At 67.0% G+C, this 17,004-nt stretch carries 17 protein-coding genes and 1 pseudogene; 3 read left to right on the top strand and 15 right to left on the bottom strand.

The features are described 5' to 3' along the window. Positions 1 to 52: 52 nt before the first annotated feature. The 10 genes from AX681_RS08760 to AX681_RS08715 form a co-directional block, all read right to left on the bottom strand. Positions 53 to 544: a demethoxyubiquinone hydroxylase family protein gene (locus AX681_RS08760; RefSeq protein ID WP_197424264.1), complete on the bottom strand. Its 492-nt coding sequence runs from the start codon at positions 542 to 544 to the stop codon at positions 53 to 55. A 38-nt stretch (positions 545 to 582) separates the two neighbouring features. Beyond that, positions 583 to 1,050, bottom strand: coding sequence for a disulfide bond formation protein B (locus AX681_RS08755; protein ID WP_066658469.1), 468 nt, complete (start codon positions 1,048 to 1,050; stop codon positions 583 to 585). A gap of 8 nt (positions 1,051 to 1,058) precedes the next feature. After that, on the bottom strand, positions 1,059 to 2,399 hold the full coding sequence (locus tag AX681_RS08750) for a S41 family peptidase (RefSeq protein WP_066658471.1): 1,341 nt from the start codon (positions 2,397 to 2,399) through the stop codon (positions 1,059 to 1,061). An 88-nt stretch (positions 2,400 to 2,487) separates the two neighbouring features. Then, positions 2,488 to 3,666, bottom strand: coding sequence for a murein hydrolase activator EnvC family protein (locus AX681_RS08745; protein WP_066658473.1), 1,179 nt, complete (start codon positions 3,664 to 3,666; stop codon positions 2,488 to 2,490). Continuing rightward, on the bottom strand, positions 3,666 to 4,088 hold the full coding sequence (locus AX681_RS08740; RefSeq protein WP_066658475.1) for a 23S rRNA (pseudouridine(1915)-N(3))-methyltransferase RlmH: 423 nt from the start codon (positions 4,086 to 4,088) through the stop codon (positions 3,666 to 3,668). Before AX681_RS08740 ends, AX681_RS08745 begins: the two co-directional genes overlap by 1 nt. A gap of 26 nt (positions 4,089 to 4,114) precedes the next feature. Then, complete coding sequence (gene rsfS, locus AX681_RS08735; protein WP_066658483.1) at positions 4,115 to 4,447, bottom strand: ribosome silencing factor; 333 nt, start codon at positions 4,445 to 4,447, stop codon at positions 4,115 to 4,117. Positions 4,448 to 4,529: 82 nt separating this feature from the next. Next, a complete protein-coding gene (locus AX681_RS08730; protein ID WP_066658478.1) occupies positions 4,530 to 5,150 on the bottom strand; it encodes a nicotinate-nucleotide adenylyltransferase in 621 nt (206 codons plus the stop codon). After that, the gene (locus tag AX681_RS08725) at positions 5,147 to 5,437 is read right to left on the bottom strand and encodes a type II toxin-antitoxin system RelE/ParE family toxin (protein ID WP_066658480.1); all 291 of its coding nucleotides are present in this window, start codon (positions 5,435 to 5,437) and stop codon (positions 5,147 to 5,149) included. Before AX681_RS08725 ends, AX681_RS08730 begins: the two co-directional genes overlap by 4 nt. Continuing rightward, positions 5,434 to 5,682 carry a CopG family ribbon-helix-helix protein gene (locus AX681_RS08720; protein WP_066658482.1) on the bottom strand — a complete coding sequence of 83 codons (249 nt, stop codon included), beginning with the start codon at positions 5,680 to 5,682 and terminating at the stop codon, positions 5,434 to 5,436. Before AX681_RS08720 ends, AX681_RS08725 begins: the two co-directional genes overlap by 4 nt. 31 nt (positions 5,683 to 5,713) lie before the next feature. Beyond that, positions 5,714 to 6,970 (bottom strand): glutamate-5-semialdehyde dehydrogenase, encoded by a 1,257-nt coding sequence (locus AX681_RS08715; RefSeq protein ID WP_066682079.1) that lies wholly within the window; start codon positions 6,968 to 6,970, stop codon positions 5,714 to 5,716. Positions 6,971 to 7,042: 72 nt separating this feature from the next. On the opposite strand from AX681_RS08715, the gene AX681_RS08710 reads away from it, so the two are divergent. After that, positions 7,043 to 8,098 (top strand): DUF3667 domain-containing protein, encoded by a 1,056-nt coding sequence (locus AX681_RS08710; RefSeq protein WP_066682076.1) that lies wholly within the window; start codon positions 7,043 to 7,045, stop codon positions 8,096 to 8,098. Positions 8,099 to 8,101: 3 nt separating this feature from the next. Here AX681_RS08710 and AX681_RS08705 read toward each other — a convergent pair whose 3' ends face one another. After that, positions 8,102 to 8,476: a hypothetical protein gene (locus tag AX681_RS08705; RefSeq protein WP_066659367.1), complete on the bottom strand. Its 375-nt coding sequence runs from the start codon at positions 8,474 to 8,476 to the stop codon at positions 8,102 to 8,104. Positions 8,477 to 8,600: 124 nt separating this feature from the next. Between AX681_RS08705 and AX681_RS08700 the strand changes: the two genes are divergently transcribed. Together AX681_RS08700 and AX681_RS23195 are read left to right on the top strand one after the other, a co-directional pair. Continuing rightward, positions 8,601 to 10,301 carry an Hsp70 family protein gene (locus AX681_RS08700; RefSeq protein ID WP_066659369.1) on the top strand — a complete coding sequence of 567 codons (1,701 nt, stop codon included), beginning with the start codon at positions 8,601 to 8,603 and terminating at the stop codon, positions 10,299 to 10,301. Beyond that, complete coding sequence (locus AX681_RS23195) at positions 10,298 to 12,562, top strand: hypothetical protein (RefSeq protein ID WP_197424263.1); 2,265 nt, start codon at positions 10,298 to 10,300, stop codon at positions 12,560 to 12,562. Before AX681_RS08700 ends, AX681_RS23195 begins: the two co-directional genes overlap by 4 nt. A gap of 39 nt (positions 12,563 to 12,601) precedes the next feature. Here the strand turns inward: AX681_RS23195 and ftsH are convergent, their stop codons facing one another. The 4 genes and pseudogenes from ftsH to AX681_RS22425 all read right to left on the bottom strand — a co-directional run. Next, positions 12,602 to 14,560, bottom strand: a complete 1,959-nt coding sequence (gene ftsH / locus AX681_RS08690; RefSeq protein WP_066659153.1) for an ATP-dependent zinc metalloprotease FtsH — start codon at positions 14,558 to 14,560, stop codon at positions 12,602 to 12,604. A 69-nt stretch (positions 14,561 to 14,629) separates the two neighbouring features. Beyond that, a complete protein-coding gene (gene tilS / locus AX681_RS08685) occupies positions 14,630 to 15,664 on the bottom strand; it encodes a tRNA lysidine(34) synthetase TilS (RefSeq protein WP_066659154.1) in 1,035 nt (344 codons plus the stop codon). Next, on the bottom strand, positions 15,627 to 16,580 hold the full coding sequence (locus AX681_RS08680) for a tetratricopeptide repeat protein (RefSeq protein WP_066682068.1): 954 nt from the start codon (positions 16,578 to 16,580) through the stop codon (positions 15,627 to 15,629). Before AX681_RS08680 ends, tilS begins: the two co-directional genes overlap by 38 nt. Positions 16,581 to 16,656: 76 nt before the next feature. Beyond that, positions 16,657 to 17,004, bottom strand: a pseudogene (locus tag AX681_RS22425) (helix-turn-helix domain-containing protein); the annotation flags it as partial.

Genomic DNA, 17,004 nt, shown 5'->3' with positions numbered 1-17,004 from the left:
GCGGTGGCGAGGGTCAGCAGGATCGTCTTCATGTCATCGACTCCTTGGCGGCTCACAGCCGCTTCGACACCGCAATCGCGGTCTTGCATGCCAATCGAATGGCGCCGGCGAGCAGCGGATAGGCAGGCGCCGTCTCCGCACCCGCCGCGAGGGCGCTGTCCCTGTGCTCCAGTTCCTCGGCGCGGAATTCGGCGACCGCCGCCGCGAGTTCGGGATCGTCCGCGCCCAGCGCGTCGAGCTGTTCCTGATAATGGAGGTCGATTTCGGTCTCGACCGCGACGGTGCAGGCCATCGCCGCGGTCGGGCCGAGCGCCGCGGTCGCTGCGCCCATCGCAAAGCCCGCGACATTCCAGATCGGCTGCAGCGCGGTCGGGCGGACGCCGCGCCTTGCGATCATCGCGTCAAAGAAGGCGCGGTGCCGCTCCTCCTGATTGGCCATGCCGGCGATCGCGCGCGCCATCGGGTGGCGGTCGCCCATCACCGCCAGCTGCCCGGCATAGATGCGGGTCGCGCCATATTCGCCGGCCTGATCGACGCGGATCATCGAGTCCACGTCGTGGCGGCGGTCTCCGGGTTTCCACTTCACGCTTTGCGGCCCTTCAGCAACAGAATCGCGATGACCAACGCACCACCGAGCGAAAAGATCGCATTCCATCCGGCGAGTGACACTCCGAAAAGATCCCAGGGTGCGACATCGCAACGGATGACCGGCGCGTTCATGATCCGGTCGAGCGCGCTGCCCTCTCCGCCGAAATGCGTGGCGCAGCGAGTCAGCCCCTCCCACCAGCCATATTCGACACCGGCATGGAAGGCCCCTATCGCCCCGCTGATCGCGATGGCGAGCGTGGCGAGCACCACCAAAGGCATCCGCGCCGGGACCACGACGAAGGACAAGGCGGCGAGCACGATCGCGGTGTAATGCGGCCAGCGCTGCCACATGCACATTTCGCACGGGAACAGGCCAAAGCCATATTGGCTGATCAGCGCGCCCCCGATCAGCGCGAGCGGGACGAACAAGGCGAGTGCCTGGGCGGTACGGTTGGGCGTCATGATGGACCTCAGCGCTTGCCCGTCTTGGCCGTGCCACCCCCGGCGACGCGCGCGGGCGCGGCGGCGCGGGCGATGGTCTGCAGCGCGTAATGGAGTTGGAAGTCCTTGATCCCCTTCTTCTCCAGCTCGGCCGGGGTGGCGGCGAAGCGCGGATCGGTCTTGGTATCTTCTTCGAGCACCGCGTTATCGACCTTGGTCTCGTTGATCAGGTGGCGGCGCAGGTCGGCCTCACGGAACACGGGGCGCGTCTTGTAATCGGGATCGGAAATCTGCGGCACGGCGAGATCGGGTTCGATGCCCCCTTCCTGCACCGACCGGCCCGACGGGGTGTAGTAGCGCGCGGTGGTCAGGCGCAGCGCGGTGCGCGGGCCGAGCTGGAGCAGCGACTGGACCGACCCCTTGCCGAAGGTCTTCTCGCCCAGCACCAGCGCGCGATGATGATCCTGCAGCGCGCCGGCAACGATTTCCGACGCCGATGCGGTGCCGGCGTCGACCAGCACCACCAGCGGCAGTCCGCGGGCGAGGTCGTCGGCCTTGGCATACCAGCGTTCGATATCGCTCTTTTCGCGCCCGCGCTGCGACACGATTTCGCCATGCGTCAGAAACGCGTCGCTGACCTCGATCGCTTGGTTGAGCAGACCACCGCCATTGCCGCGCAGGTCGATAATATAGCCTTTGGGCTTGCCGCCCAGCTGCTTTTCGATCGCGGCGATACCGGCGCGCATGTCGTCGGCGGTGGTCGCGCTGAAGGTGTTGATATTGAGGATGCCGATACCATCCTGCACCTCCCACTTCACCGCCTTTTGCACAATGGTTTCGCGGGTCAGCGCGACGTCGAACGGCTTGTCGCGACCGGGACGGACGATGCGCAGCGTGATCTTGGTCCCCGGTTGCCCGCGCATCTGGGTAATCGCCTCATCCAGCGTGCCGCCAAAGATCAGCTTGCCGTCGAGATGGGTGATATAATCGCCGGCCTTGATCCCCGCCCTCCACGCCGGGGTATCCTCGGTCGGGGTGATCACCTTGACCGCGCCGTCCTCCAGCGTGACCGACAGGCCAAGGCCGCCATAATTGCCGTCGGTGGCGAGGCGCAGATTGTCGAACGCCAGCGCATCGACATAGGAGCTGTGCGGATCGAGGCTGGCGAGCATGCCGTCGATCGCGCCCTTGATCAGCGTCTTGTCGTCGACCTTGTCGACATAGGCGGCCTTCACCCGCGTATAGACATCCATGAACGCGTCGAGCTCGCGATAGCTCGACGTATCCACGCTCGCCATCGCGCCGGTGGTGACGGGGATCAGCGCCAGCGCGCCGACGGCGGCGGAAACCTGGAGGATGGAACGGATCATACGCATACGGGCCTCAGCGGGATTTCGGGACAAGATAGACCGGAACGGCGTGGCCGCAAAGCGGCAAGCGCAGGGCGCTGTCGTGGCGTCAGTCCAGCAATTGCGCCAGGTCGACCGGGCGGCCCTGACGGCGCAGTTCGACGGTGATGCGCGGGGCATCGCCCTGCGGGGCGCGGCCGAGCGGGGCGCCCTGGGCCAGCGTGTCGCCGACCTTGACCAGCACCGCGTCGAGCCCGGCGATCAGCGAGGTCCAGCCGCCGCCATGATCGACGATCACGATATTCCCATAACGGCGGAATCGCCCGGCATAGATCACGCGCCCGGCGGTGGGCGCGACGATCTCCGCGCCCGGTGCAGTGGCGAGGGTCAGGCCGCGTGCACGCACGCCGGTGTCGGACAACTCGCCAAGCCCGGTGACGATCGTTCCCGCGACGGGCAGGCGATAGGGCGGCGGGCCAGAGCGCGCGGCACCCACCTGCGCCTCGCCATCTGTGGGGCGGGGGAGCGGGCCGGGTAGCGCGGCGAGCGCGGCCTGGGTCTCGGCCGCCTCACCCATCACATCCATCTGGTCGACCAGATCGCGCGCCTGTTCGCCCAGCGCCAGCGCGCGATCGGATTCGAACATCGCCTCACGCCGGTAGCCGACCGATTTGAGGCGGTGCTCGCCCTCGGCGCGGACCAAGGCGAGCCGGTCATTCTGAAGCCGCGCCCGGCCGTCGGCGAGCGTCTTGGCGGCGAGCTGCGCGCCGTCGCGAAGCTGGCGGGTGCGTGCGATCTCGGCGCGGATATCGGCGGTGCGCGCGCGCATCTCCGGGGTGATCGCGCCGAGCACGGCGCGGACATGCACGATATCGGCAGTCGAACCCGGCTGCACCAGCCCGAGCACCGCCGGGCGCCGTGCGAGCGATTGCAGTGCCGCCATCAGCCGCGTGATCGGCCCCTGTTGCTCGACCAGCCGGGTCCGTTGCTGGCCCAGCATCCGGTCGACGACCGCGATGCGCGCGCGGGCGGCGACGATCTCGGCCTCTGCCGCCTGAATGCTCGCGGCGATCGCGGCTTCGCGGGCGCGGGCGCGGCGGGCCTCGTCGCGCTCGGCAGCGGCGGCGCGTTGCAGGCGTTGCGCGCGCGCTTCGGCATCCTTGGCCGCCTTGCTCGCGGCATTGAGCTGCGCGCGCTGCTCGCCGAGCGATGGGGTCTGGGCGGGGAGCGCGGCGACGCCCACCGATGCGGTGGCGGCGATTGCGGCGAAAAGGGCGATGCGGCGCATCATCCCTCGCGATGATAGGGGTGGTTGGCGAGGATGCTGGTCGCGCGCCAGAGCTGTTCGGCCAGCATCGCGCGCGCCAGCATATGCGGCCAGGTCGCGCGGCCATAGGAGATCAGCAGATCGGCCTCCGCCCGCGCGGCATCGTCAAAGCCGTCGGCGGCACCGATCAGGAAGCGGGTTTCGCGCACGCCGTCCTCGCGCCACGCCTGGATCCGTTCGGCAAACACACGCGAGGGCAGGTTCTCGCCCTTCTCGTCGAGCATCACGATGCGCGTACCCGGCTCCACCGCAGGCATCTTGCCGCCGGTGTCGGGCAGTTCGGTTACCCGTATGGGCAGAGTCACGCGCTTGAGATAGCGATCGACGAGCTCCGCTTCCGGGCTGCGGCCGATCCGCCCGCGCGCGACGATGTGGAGCAGCATGGAAGCGGACCGCGGTCGACGTCAGATCACGCGTTGCCGGCGGCGGCGCCGTCGCCGAATGCCCACATGCGCTCGAGATTGTAGAACGTCCGCACTTCCGGGCGGAACAGGTGGACGATGACATCGCCCGCATCGATCAGCACCCAGTCGGCAGTCGGCAGACCCTCGACGCGCGGGTTGTGCCCGCGCTCCGCCTTGATCTTCTCCGCCAGCTTCTGTGCCATCGACGCGACCTGACGCGTCGAGCGGCCGCTCGCGACGACCATATAGTCGGCGATGCTGCTCTTGCCCGCGAGCGGGATCGAGACGGTCTCGACCGCCTGATCGTCGTCGAGCGAGGTCAGGACCAGTCGATGCAGCGCCTCGGCATCCGGGGCGACGGTGCCGCTGGTGGCCGGGGTGGCATCGAGGTTAGGGGAAGCGGGCAAGAGGACTCCTGGGTTAGGGTGTATTGGGGTCGGGCGGCGTGCGGCCACGGGCAAATCGCCGGTGCCAGCCGGGGTCGGCGGCGCGGAGGCGGGTCGCCGAAGTCTTGTCGGGGCGGAAGCGCAACAGCACCAGGGCCGGCAAACTCCACTTCGTCCAGTTCTTCGCCTGGCGTGCGGGCCGCACGAAACGCCGCAGCCAGCTCATTGCGGGGCTCGCATGAGCGTGGCGATCATAGCCCGGACGCGCGATCACCGCAATCGGAACCTGTCGCGCAATGTGCCGCCACCCGCGCCATTGGTCGAACTGCGCCAGATTGTCCGCCCCCATCAGCCAGATGAACTGGTGGCGCGGATACAGGCGCGGGAGTTTGGTCAGCGTATCGACGGTGTAGCGGGTCTTGAGCCGTTTCTCGACCGCAGTCGGGCGGATCGGGGCATGGCGCGCCATCGCGCGGGCCGACGCCATTCGCGCCGAGAAGGGCGCCATCCCTGCCTTATCCTTTAGCGGATTGCCGGGGGACACCATCCACCACACTTCATCCAGCTCCAGCGCGCGCAGGGCGTGGAGCGAGATCGCGCGATGCCCGCGATGCGCGGGGTTGAACGACCCGCCGAGGAGACCGATGCGTTTCAAGGCTCCAATCCGAACCGATCGGACCGCTCATGGACCACGCGACGAATTTCGAGCCGAGCACGCGTGCTGGCATAGAACAGCATCAACGGCGTTTTCCGAACATACCATTTTCGAATGCCTTTGCGCGGTGTGGGGCTGCCGATATCGGGATAGTCCAACAACGCGTACGGTGTCTGTTCGATACGCATGAGGATTTCGAGCGGGAGCGTCGGGTCCATTTCGCTATAGGCGGCGGCGATGCGATAGAGGTCACGCCGCGCCGGAAACGACCAGATCAGCTGCCTCAAGCAGCGTCTCGCTGCCGCATTCCCTTGATTTCCGCCATCAGCTCTTCGTGCGTGAGATACTCGCCGCGCTCGATGGCGTCCTCGCCTTCCTGCAGGAAAGCGAAGAACTCAGTTTCATTTTTCACATATTGTTTGACCGCTTTGGCGACCAGCCAGGCGCGCGAGCGCTCATGATATTCGGCGAGCTTGTCGAGACCGGCAAGTGTCTCTGGATCGAGACGGGCGGTGATGACAGATGTCTTCATGCTTCAAATGTATACAAATGACATCGATGGTTCAAGGACGCGCCTGGCCAGTCCCGCGCACCACCCATTTATACGTCGTCAGCCCCTCCAGCGCGACCGGGCCGCGCGCGTGGAGGCGGCCGGTGGCAATGCCGATTTCGGCGCCAAGCCCGAACTCGCCGCCATCGGCAAACTGGGTCGAGGCGTTCCACATCACGATCGCGCTGTCGACGCCATTGAGGAAGTGCTCGGCGGTGGCGGCGTCTTCGGTGACGATCGCGTCGGTGTGGCGGCTCGAATGGCGGGCGATATGCGCCATCGCACCCTCGACCCCGTCGACCAAAGCGACCGACAGGATCGAATCGAGATATTCGGTGTCCCAGTCCTCAGCCGTGGCGGGACGCGTGCGCGGTTCGATCGCCTGCACCGCCGCATCGCCGCGCAGTTCGCACCCGGCATCGGCGAGGGCCGCAAGGATCGGCGCGGGATCGGCAAAGCCGCGGTCGATCAGCAGGGTCTCGGTCGCGCCGCAAATGCCGGTGCGGCGCATCTTGGCATTGAGCGCGAGCTTGACCGCCATGGCCGGATCGGCGGCGCGGTCGACATAGGTGTGACAGATGCCGTCGAGATGGGCGAGCACGGGTACGCGCGCTTCTTCCTGCACGCGCGCGACCAGACTCTTGCCGCCGCGCGGGACGATCAGGTCGATCGCGCCATCCGCCTTGAGCATCGCACCGACCGCGGCGCGATCGGTGGTCGGCACCAGCTGAACCGCGTCGGCGGGGAGGCCGGCCTCGGCTAGGCCGCGCGCGAAGGCGGCGTGAATCGCGCGATTGCTGTGCGCGGCTTCGGACCCGCCGCGCAGGATCGCGGCATTGCCACTCATCACGCAAAGCGCCGCCGCGTCGGCGGTGACATTGGGCCGGCTTTCATAGATGATGCCGATCACCCCGATCGGCACGCGGACACGGCTGAGCTTGAGGCCATTCGGGCGCTCGCTCGCATCGATCACCGCACCGACCGGATCGGTCAGCGCCGCCACCGCCTCCACGCCCGCCGCCGCGCCGTCGAGCCGCGCAGGATCGAGCCGGAGCCGGTCGAGCAATGCGCCGGACAGGCCGTTCGCCGTCCCGGTTTCGATATCGCGGGCATTGGCGGCGAGGATCGCCTCCGCATCCGCGCGGATCGCGGCAGCGGCGGCGCGCAGCCCGGCGGCCTTGGCAGCGGTTGGCAGCGCCGCCAACAGCGTGGCGGCGGTGCGGGCGCGGACACCCATTTCGGCGATAAGGGCAACTGCATTTTGTTCCATGTCGCCGGGCTAGCATGCTGCACGTGCAAAGTCGCTATCGCGCCGACTTTGCCAAGCTGATAGAACAGCTTCATGGGGGAATTCGACGCAGCCGGGGATCTGGTCACGGGGACATTGCTCGGCCGCGCTGTCGAGCGATCGGATGGCGCGGGCGGCGATCATGAGCCCGGAATCTGCCTGAATTGCGGGACGGAACTGCTCGGCCCGCATTGCCATCGTTGTGGGCAGGTCGGGCATGTCCACCGCACGATCGGCGCAATCTGGCACGAAATCCTGCACGGCGTCGTGCATTTCGAGGGCAAGCTGTGGAACACGCTGCCGCTGCTGACTTTTCGCCCCGGCGAGCTGACCCGCCGCTACATTTTTGGCGAGCGCGCGCATTTCGTGTCGCCGATGGCGATGTTCCTGTTTTCGGTCTTCACCATGTTCGCGGTGCTGCAGATCATGGGCGTGTCGCCGCCCGCCGAGGTCGGCAGCACGGCACAGTTCGAACAGGGTCTGCAATTTGCGCGCGCCAATACGCAGGAAGCGCTGGCCGATGCGCGCGAAGCGCGAGCCACTGCCCAGCCGGGGAGCGAGCGCGCCGCGAAGCTGGATGCGAAGATCGCCAAGCTGTCGACCGACCTCGCCGGGCTGAACCGAATCCCGACCACGCTGAGCGGGCGCACCGGCCTGCCCTCCGGCATCAAGACCGGGTGGAAGCGGCTCGACAAGGGTATCGAGAAGATGGAGCGCAACCCCGGCCTCGCGCTCTACAAGCTCCAGACCAACAGCTACAAGTTCAGCTGGGCGCTGATCCCGTTGTCGCTCCCGTTCGTGTGGCTGCTCTTTGCATGGCGGCGGCGGTATCGCGGCTATGACCATGCGGTGTTCGTCACCTATTCGCTCGCCTTCATGTCATTGCTGTTCATCGCGCTGATGATCGGTTCGGCGGTGGGCGTGCCGGGCGACATCATCTCCACGATCGCGGTGTTCGCGCCGCCGGTGCACATCTTCTTCCAGCTCAAGGGTGCCTATCGCCAGCCCGTCTGGAAAGCGCTGTTGCGCACTTTCGCGCTGCTGATGTTCATCAGCATCATCGTCACGCTGTTCGGGTTGTTGCTGCTGGGGCTAGGCCTGCTGGGCTGAAGCTCAGCCTTTGCAGGGAAAGCGCTTCTTCATCATCGCGTAAAAGGCGGTTTTCACGCTTATGTTGCGCTTGGCGGCGGGGATCGCCTCGAACTCGGCCAAGAGTTCGTTGCTGCCGATCTTGGCCTTTCCCTTGGGCGGGGGGCAGCTGTGCGGGGCGCGGCCTGCCGCCTTGGCGCTGGCCAGATCGCTGCGATAGGCGTCGGACGCGCGCTCGACCTCGGTGCGCAGCAATTTGATATCGGAAGATCCGATCGCGAGGAAGCCCTTGGCCTTGAGCGCGTTCGCCTTGGCCAGAAACTCGGCGACGCTCATCGCCTGTGCGCTTACTGGAAGCAGCAGTGCCGCACCCGCCATCATTGCAACCAACGTCCGCATCCACACCCTCCCGTGATCCGGTGAAACAACACAACAAGCCGCTTGAACGCCATATGAATTCGTCCGCTTCACAGGCGCGCGCGGCAGGTTAGAGTCGCCGCGATTCGGCGGGGGACTGCGTAACATGATTATCGGTATCGACCTCGGCACCACGAACAGTGCCGCGGCGGTCTTTCGCGACGGGGCGGCGGAGCTGATCCCCAATCGGCTCGGCCATTTCCTCACCCCCTCGGCGGTCAGCATCGATGAAAATGGCGACGTCATCACCGGCCTGGCCGCGCGCGAGCGGATGGCGAGCCATCCCGACGCGACGGTGACGGCGTTCAAACGCTATATGGGCACGCAGCGCACGACCAAGCTGGGCAAGCGCAGCTTCGCGCCGGAGGAATTGTCCGCGCTGGTGCTGCGCAGCCTGAAGGCCGATGCCGAGGCGTTTTTGGGGCAGGAAGTCACCGAAGCGGTGATCACCGTCCCGGCCTATTTCAACGACAAGCAGCGCAAGGCGACGCACCGAGCGGGCGAGCTGGCGGGCCTCAGGGTCGAGCGGCTGGTCAACGAACCGACCGCCGCCGCGCTCGCTTATGGCATCCATCAGCTCGCCGACGAATCGCGCTTCCTTGTGTTCGACTTGGGCGGGGGCACGTTCGACGTGTCGATCGTCGAGATTTTCGAAGGGATCATCGAAGTCCGCGCCTCGACCGGCGACAATCATCTGGGCGGGGAGGATTTTAACGAGCTGCTGGTCGGCCTGATGCGTGACGCGCACGCGACAGCGTTCGGCAATGCCGGGCGCGGCGACGATGCGCTGCACCAGAAGCTGCGCGAAGCCGCCGAGCGCGCGCGCCGGGCGCTGAGCAGCGCGGGCGAGGCGGAAATGCGGATCGTGTGGAACGATGCCGAATACCGCCACATCGTCACCGCCGCCGCGTTCGAAGAGGCGGCCAAACCGTTGATCGACCGGCTGCGCGAACCGGTGCTGCGATCGATGCGCGATTCGGGGATCAAGAGCGCGGAGCTGTCCGAGATCATCCTGATCGGCGGCGCGACGCGCATGCCGCTGGTGCGCAGCGCGGTCACGCGGATGTTCGGTCGCTTCCCCAATGCGACGGTCAACCCGGACGAGGCGGTGGCACTGGGTGCGGCGGTGCAGGCGGGGCTGAAGTCGCGCGATTCGGCGCTGAAGGAAGTCGTCGTCACCGATGTCTGCCCCTATTCGCTGGGGGTCGGCGTCGCCCGGCGGTTGCCCGGCGGCGGAATCGAGGACGGGCTGTTCGCCCCGATCATCGAACGCGGCACGGTGATCCCGGCGAGCCGCGAGCATCGCTTCAGCACGATGCACAACAACCAGACCGTGGTCGAATTCGGCATCTATCAGGGTGAAGCGCGGCTGGTGCGCGACAATGTCGAGATCGGCAACACCAAGGTCCAGGTGCCGCGCGCGCCGGCGGGGCAAGCGATCGACGTGCGCTTTTCCTATGACGTGTCGGGGTTGCTCGAGGTCGATATTCTGGTGCCCGAAACGGGCCAGCGGGTCAGCCTGACGATCAACGACGGCAATGTGTCCGATCCGGCGGCGCTGGAAAAGGCGCGCGCGGCGCTGGCGGGGCTGAAGGTGCATCCGCGCGACGAGGCGGAGAACAAGGCGGCGATCGCGCGCGGCGAGAAATGCTTCGAGAATTTCTTGGGCGAGCAGCGTTACTGGGTGGACGAAGTGCTGTCGCGCTTCATCGCCGCGCTGGAGACGCAGGACCCGCGCGTGATCGAAACCGCGCGCAAGGAGCTCCACGCCGCGCTCGATCAGCTTGAGGGCGAGACCTTTTTGTGAGGCAATGGTGGCGCGTGCTGGGCGTCCCGCGCGGCAGCGACCGCGCGACCATCCGTCGTGCCTATGCCGCCAAGCTGAAGGTCACCAATCCCGAGGATGATGCCGCCGGCTTCAAGGAATTGCGCGCGGCGTATGAAGAGGCGCTGCGCTGGGTCGATTATCAGCAGTTCGACGATTGGGATGTCGAAGACGAAGAGCCTGTAGAGGGCGATCGCGCCGGGCTGACGCTGGTGCCCGTCGGGGAGCCGCTCGCGCCGTACGGCGACGCGCTGCCCGCGGCCGAGCCGCTGCCGCCCCCGGAGCCCGATCCGCTGGAGGTCGAGCGCGCGGCGGATGCGGCGGAGTTCGAGCGGCGCTTTGCCGAGCTGGAATCGGGACTGCGCGGGCCGTGGTTCAAGGATCGCGACGGCATCCGCGCCGCATTCGAGGCAGTGATGGCCGCGCCCGCGCTGATCGAACTCGACCTGCGCGCTTATGCCGAATACCGGATCGCCGCGCTGATCGCCGACACGATCCCGCGCAGCGACGCGATCCTGCGCGAAGCGATGGCGACGTTTGGCTGGGAGGGAGAGGGTAACCACCCGCCCGCCGTGTGGGCATTGCGCGCGCGGCTGGACGAATGGCGGCTGATCGCGTCGTTCGGGCGCGGCCATGCGCTGGCGCGCGGCTGGCACGCACTGATCGATGGCAAGTCGCCGGGCTGGCTGCGGCGGCTGCGCGCGCTGCGTCCCGGAACTGCGGGACAGGTGCGCCAGCTGTTCGATCTGGCGGATTACGACGTGCCGGGCATCGCGCACAGCTTTCACCCCAAGGCCGCTGACTGGTGGCGCGCGCATCTCGATGCGCCGCGCTTCGGATCCGTCGAGGTCGCGTTGCTGTTGCTTCGCGGGGTGGTCGCCGCGCTGTTCGCGGTGCTCGGCGCGACTCCGGCGGTGCGGCTGTGGGGCGCGGTGGGGGCAGGCGCAGGTGGTCTTATGCTTTCACTCGCGCATTGGCGGTTCGTCACGCCGATGCGCTGGCGCGCGGCGCGGAAGGGCGCGGTGCGGTCGCGCGGCGCCGGCTGGCGATTTGGTCTGTGGTTGATCCTCACCGCCGCTGCAATCGGTGCACCCGCGACGCCGGCGATCGCCGGCGGGTTGGGGGCGGCGTTCCTGATCCTGGCGATCACCATCTTCGTGCTCGACAGTGCGGAGGAGATCGGGGGGCTGGGCTGGCAGCGGATGGTGATGCTGGCCATTGCCGGTGCGTTCATCGGGCCGGCATTCTTCGCGATGAGCGTGGGGGAACAGGCGCTGACGGTATTGTTCGGACTGTCTGCCGGCATCGTCGGACTGTCGGCGCGGGACGCGATTGCCCGGGTGATCGCGCCGCGTCCGGTGCTGATCGCGCTCGGCATCATGGTTGCGCTCATCATTGGGGCGATCGTGCGCAGCAATTGGATGCCCGGCACGCCGCTGATCGCATGGGGCGCGGCGGCGGGGACGTCGCTGGTGCTGATGGGCGGGCTGCGTGCGGGCGATCCCGAGGGGCGGGGCAGCGGCGTGGCGGCGCTGGCGAACATGCTGCTCTGGGCGATCGTGATCATCGCGGCGGTCATGTCGGCGCCGGAGCGGGAGAAGGATGGCGCGTCGACGCCGGCGATCTCGGTGGGTTCGATAAAGCCGTTGGAAGAGGTCGAACCAGGCTTTCGTGATGTAAAAACGGGTAATCCCAAACTCTATGCCGATGTCGCTGCGATCCACCTGGCGGTGGCCAGTCGCAAGCGAAACGCAAAAGAGGGGTCGGACGCGATCAACCGGTTGGTCGATGACGCCTATCGCGCGCGTCTGGGATCGGCACCCGCGCAGATGATCGCGGCGGAAATGGAGATTCGCCTTGCTCAATTGCGCGAATTTAGTCGGATCGACCTGCGCGCGTGCAGCGGCGAGCGCGAAGGAAAGACGGCTGTGCTCAGTCATTCCCTCCAACGCCGCCACTATGCGCATGCGTTGCGGGTCGCGGCGAGCAGCGCGGCAACGCCCGAGGATCTAGCCAAGGGGCGCGTGATCGCTGCAGATCGGCTGTTAGGGGTGGCGGCCAATGGTGATCCGGCAGGGGCCGATCGTCTCGCTGCAGCGCTCCGCAGCACTGACTTGCGCGCCAAATGCGATGCGCGCATCGCGATGCTGGAGGCGCTGGTCGCGCTGGACGATATCGATATCGCCAGGACGATGCGGACGGCGCTGGCTCAAGGGGCCAAGGCCGAGGCGGAGAAGAAATAGGGAAACGATCCTCCCCCCGACGGGGGAGGATATTTTTCCTTACGCCCCCTGGGGAGCCGGGTTGCCGAACGGGCCCTTGGGACGGCGGGTCTTGGGGATCGAGGTGCCGGTGACGGGGACCGGACCCTTGGTCGCCGACGCGTCGGGACGCCCGATATCGCCGTCGCTCAACAGCTTCTTGATCTCCTCGCCCGACAGCGTCTCATATTCGAGCAGCGCGCCGGCCAGCTGGTGGAGCTGGTCGATATGCTCGGTCAGCACGTCGCGCGCCCGCTTGAGGCCGCCCTCGACCGTCGCCTTGATCTCGTGATCGATCAACTGCTGGGTCTCGTTCGACATGTGCCGCGGCTGCGAGGCCGAATAGCCGAGGAAGCTCTCACCCTCGGGCTGCGAATATTCGACCGGGCCGAGCTTGTCCGACATGCCCCACTTCGTGATCATGTCGCGGGCGAGGCCGGTGGCGTACTGGATGTCGCCGCTCGCGCCCGACGAGACCTTGTCATAGCCGAAGATGATTTCTTCGGCCACGCGCCCGCCCATGGCGACGGCGAGGTTCGCATACATCTTGTCGCGGTGATAGCTGTAGCTGTCGCGCTCCGGCAAGCGCATCACCATCCCCAGCGCGCGACCGCGCGGGATGATCGTCGCCTTGTGGATCGGGTCCGATGCCGGTTCGTGCAGCGACACGATCGCGTGGCCGGCTTCGTGATAGGCGGTCATCCGCTTCTCGTCGTCGGTCATCACCATCGAACGCCGCTCGGCGCCCATCATCACCTTGTCCTTGGCATCCTCGAACTCGCTCATCGCGACGAGGCGCTTGCCCTTGCGCGCCGCCATCAGCGCGGCTTCATTGACGAGGTTGGCGAGGTCGGCACCCGAGAAGCCCGGCGTGCCGCGCGCGATCACCCGGGCATCGACGTCGGGCGCCAGCGGCACCTTCTTCATATGGACCTGCAGGATCTTCACGCGACCTTCGATATCCGGGCGCGGGACGACGACCTGACGGTCGAAGCGGCCCGGACGCAGCAGCGCGGGGTCGAGCACGTCGGGACGGTTGGTCGCCGCGACGATGATGATGCCTTCATTGGCCTCGAAGCCGTCCATCTCGACCAGCAGCTGGTTCAGCGTCTGCTCGCGCTCGTCATTGCCATTGCCGAGGCCCGCGCCGCGATGGCGGCCGACCGCGTCGATTTCGTCGATGAAGACGATGCACGGCGCGCTCTTCTTGGCCTGTTCGAACATGTCGCGCACGCGGCTTGCGCCGACGCCGACGAACATCTCGACAAAGTCCGAGCCGGAGATGGTGAAGAACGGCACGCCCGCCTCACCCGCAATCGCGCGGGCGAGCAGCGTCTTGCCGGTGCCGGGTGAGCCGACGAGCAGCGCGCCCTTGGGGATCTTGCCGCCCAGACGCGCAAACTTGCTCGGGTCCTTGAGGAACTCGACCACTTCCTCCAGCTCCTCGCGTGCTTCGTCGATGCCGGCGACGTCGTCGAAGGTGACCTTGCCTTCCTTCTGCGTCAGCAGCTTGGCGCGCGACTTGCCAAAGCCCATCGCGCCCGAGCCGGAGCCCTTCTGCATCTGGCGCAGCACGAAGAAGGCGATGCCGAGGAACAGCAGGAACGGGAGCGCCTGGACCAGCACATATTGCCAGATCGACGGGCCTTCCTCCGGACGCGCGGTGATGGTCACGCCCTGCTTGCGCAAGGTCGGGATCAGTTCGGGATTGGGGACGGCGTTGGTGCGGAACTTGGCATCGCTGGTCAGCGTGCCGGTGATGACATTGCCCGCGACATTGACGTCCTTGACCTTGCCCTGCTCCACATTGTCGAGGAATTCGGAATAGGCGATCGTCGTGCCGGTATTCGCGCTGTTGGGCGCGCCGAACATGCTGACGAACAGCGCCAGTGCGGCAAGGATGCCGACCCACACCAGCAGGCTCTTCATCCAGGGATTGCCGTTATTCTCAGGGCCGGGAGTCTTGTTGTCGTCGCTCATGGGTCGAATGCACCTTCCTCAGCGCACAAGATAGGCGGTCGCAGGTTAATGGCAATGGAACAGCTTCGATCAGAGTGATCGACGCGGCGGGGCGGGGCGGAAGTGCCAGATTTCGCGCTTTGCCTGCACCACCAGCCCGGCCTGGGTCGCGCCGGACCAAGCGTTGAGCGCGTCGAGCAGCGATTCGATATTGGTCGAGTCGCTGAATATGGGAAGCACGATCCCATGCCGGGTTCGCGTTTCGTGGATCGCGCGTCGCAGCAGCCGACGCTGCACCTCGCGCGATAGATCGTTGGCCCGAAGTTGCAGGCTTCGGTCGTCCCAGCGTTGGTGCCACAGTTCCCTGACAAGGGCTTCGAGCGCCTCGTTGCTTTCGGCGATATATTCGACGGATCGGGCAAGTGCCACCGGATCGAGCAACGACTGACTGGCGAGCAGGTCGCGAAAGCGGGTGCGGTCGTGATGCGGATTGGCATTGGTCGGATCGTCGACCCAGGGCGAGCCGCTTGCCGCCACGATCGCGCGCAACTCCGCCCGCCGCCAGCCGAGCAATGGGCGGAACACAGGTCGGTCATCGCGGCGCACCGAGCGGATGCCGCTAAGCCCGGCCACGCCCGACGCCCGGTTGAGTCGCATCAGCAGCGTCTCCGCCTGATCATCGGCATGGTGGGCGGTCAGCAACAGGAACGCGTCGGTCCGACGCATCCACTCGAACAGCGCGGCGTAGCGCGCCTCGCGCGCCTGACCTTGCACGCTGCTTCCGCTGATCGGCGCGTTCAGATGGAGCGTGGCGTGGTGCACGCCCAATTGTGCGCAGACCCGCGCGACCATCGCAGCTTCGTCGGCCGCCTCAGGCCGCAAGCCATGATCGACGGTCGCCGCGACCACACAACCGGGAAATGCAGCCGCGGCGAGGAGCAGCATCGCCATACTGTCCGCTCCGCCGGACACGGCGAGCGCGATCCGCACACCATCGGCCAGCGAGCCGTCATATTCAGCGATGCAGAGCCGGTCGAAGTCCGCTCGAAATCGCTCGACCCATGCCGGATCGGGCGGGTTCAGCGCGTCACTTGCACTTGCTGGCGGAACGGCCGGTGGCGACATCCATCTTCATCCCCTCGGACAGGCGGTCGCCATAGACCTGGGTCAGCTCGTCATAGACCTTGCAGACCTCGCTCGCCGGCTTCTTCATCTTCACCAGCGCCTGGGCGAGGTAGTAGAGCGAGTCCGGCGCGCGCTCGCCATTGGGCATCTTCTGATAGTTTTCGAAGAAGGCGGTAGCGGCGAGTGCGGGCTTGTTCTGGTCAAGCAGCGCGCGGCCGAGCAGATTCTGCGCGTAGCTGGCGCGGCGGTGCTTGGGATATTTCTGCACCACGCTGCGCAGTTCGACGATCGCCTTGTCATATTGCTTCGCCTGCCACAGGCGGAAGCCATAGGTGTAGGTGTCTTCGGCCGCATCGCCGGTGCTCGGGCGCTCGATCCCGGGAACCGGGGCGGTCGGCGTGCTGGCCGTCGGGGCGGGCGTGGTCGGGCGCGGCGTCGTGGGACGCGGGGCGGGGGTCGGTGCCGGCGTCGTGCCGATTCCAGTGACCGGAGCGTTACCGCCGACCGCCGACGCGCCATCCTCAAGCGCCTTCAACCGTGCATCGGTCGAGCGCTTGTAGGCGGTGAAGGCCTCTTCCAGCAGGCGCAGGCGATATTGGCTCTGCTCGATCTGGCCGGTCAGCGCGGACTGCTGGGATTCGAGCGCACTGACGCGCGCCGTCAGGTCGCTGACCACGCCGCTCGCCGGGATGCCAGGCGCGGGGCCGCTGCGCTCGGGAGCGGTGATCTGCGGCTCGACCGTCTGGCCCGCGCCGCCCGGGAACACCTTGCGCTGAACCGCGCGCATCTCGCGCTCCAGCCGGTCGACCCGACCCTCGATCCCGTCGCGGCTGGTCTGCGCCGCCACCGGCGTGGCGATCGACGCCATCCCCGCCAGCACCACCGCCATCGCCGCACTCTTCTTCAGAAACCGCATGCTAATCCCCACCCGCGATATCGTTTGATCCATCCACTATAGCAACGTCTGTCGCATCCCGATGCTGACCCTGCGCTTAAGCACCCGGCGCGGTCAGCGGGGCAGGCGTCGGTGTCGGTTGCACGACCGGTTCCGACGGCGCTGCAGGCGCACGTTCGACCGGTGCAGACCGTGTGACTGGCGCGCGCCGCACCGGAGCGGTGCGCACGGCCGTCGGGCTTTCACCCGCGACCGGGGTAGGCGTCGCGCCCGGCTGGCCGCGCGCCCGCAACGCATCCGCGCTGATCGCCACATCCTTGATCGCGACGCCCGCACGGCCGAGCGGCTCGACGGTCACGCCGTCGATCGTCACCTGCACCGCTTCGGGGCGGCCCAGGTTGATCATCGGGCCATTGGCGTCGGCGGGCACGTCATAGCGCTCACC

This window comes from Sphingomonas sp. CCH9-E2 (genome assembly GCF_001557215.1).
Taxonomy (GTDB): domain Bacteria; phylum Pseudomonadota; class Alphaproteobacteria; order Sphingomonadales; family Sphingomonadaceae; genus Sphingomonas.
The sequence above is the reverse complement of the archived record's forward strand: the minus strand, read 5'-3'. Positions and strand labels throughout refer to the sequence as shown.

Coding starts and splice junctions, on each gene's coding strand:
- AX681_RS08715 (WP_066682079.1), bottom strand. CDS start 6,970: ATGGAACAAAATGCAGTTGCCCTTATCGCCGAAATGGGTGTCCGCGCC.
- AX681_RS08745 (WP_066658473.1), bottom strand. CDS start 3,666: ATGCGCCGCATCGCCCTTTTCGCCGCAATCGCCGCCACCGCATCGGTG.
- AX681_RS08740 (WP_066658475.1), bottom strand. CDS start 4,088: ATGCTGCTCCACATCGTCGCGCGCGGGCGGATCGGCCGCAGCCCGGAA.
- AX681_RS08700 (WP_066659369.1), top strand. CDS start 8,601: ATGATTATCGGTATCGACCTCGGCACCACGAACAGTGCCGCGGCGGTC.
- AX681_RS08710 (WP_066682076.1), top strand. CDS start 7,043: ATGGGGGAATTCGACGCAGCCGGGGATCTGGTCACGGGGACATTGCTC.
- tilS (WP_066659154.1), bottom strand. CDS start 15,664: ATGTCGCCACCGGCCGTTCCGCCAGCAAGTGCAAGTGACGCGCTGAAC.
- AX681_RS08680 (WP_066682068.1), bottom strand. CDS start 16,580: ATGCGGTTTCTGAAGAAGAGTGCGGCGATGGCGGTGGTGCTGGCGGGG.
- AX681_RS08760 (WP_197424264.1), bottom strand. CDS start 544: ATGATCCGCGTCGATCAGGCCGGCGAATATGGCGCGACCCGCATCTAT.
- ftsH (WP_066659153.1), bottom strand. CDS start 14,560: ATGAGCGACGACAACAAGACTCCCGGCCCTGAGAATAACGGCAATCCC.
- AX681_RS08750 (WP_066658471.1), bottom strand. CDS start 2,399: ATGATCCGTTCCATCCTCCAGGTTTCCGCCGCCGTCGGCGCGCTGGCG.
- AX681_RS08755 (WP_066658469.1), bottom strand. CDS start 1,050: ATGACGCCCAACCGTACCGCCCAGGCACTCGCCTTGTTCGTCCCGCTC.
- AX681_RS08705 (WP_066659367.1), bottom strand. CDS start 8,476: ATGCGGACGTTGGTTGCAATGATGGCGGGTGCGGCACTGCTGCTTCCA.
- AX681_RS08720 (WP_066658482.1), bottom strand. CDS start 5,682: ATGAAGACATCTGTCATCACCGCCCGTCTCGATCCAGAGACACTTGCC.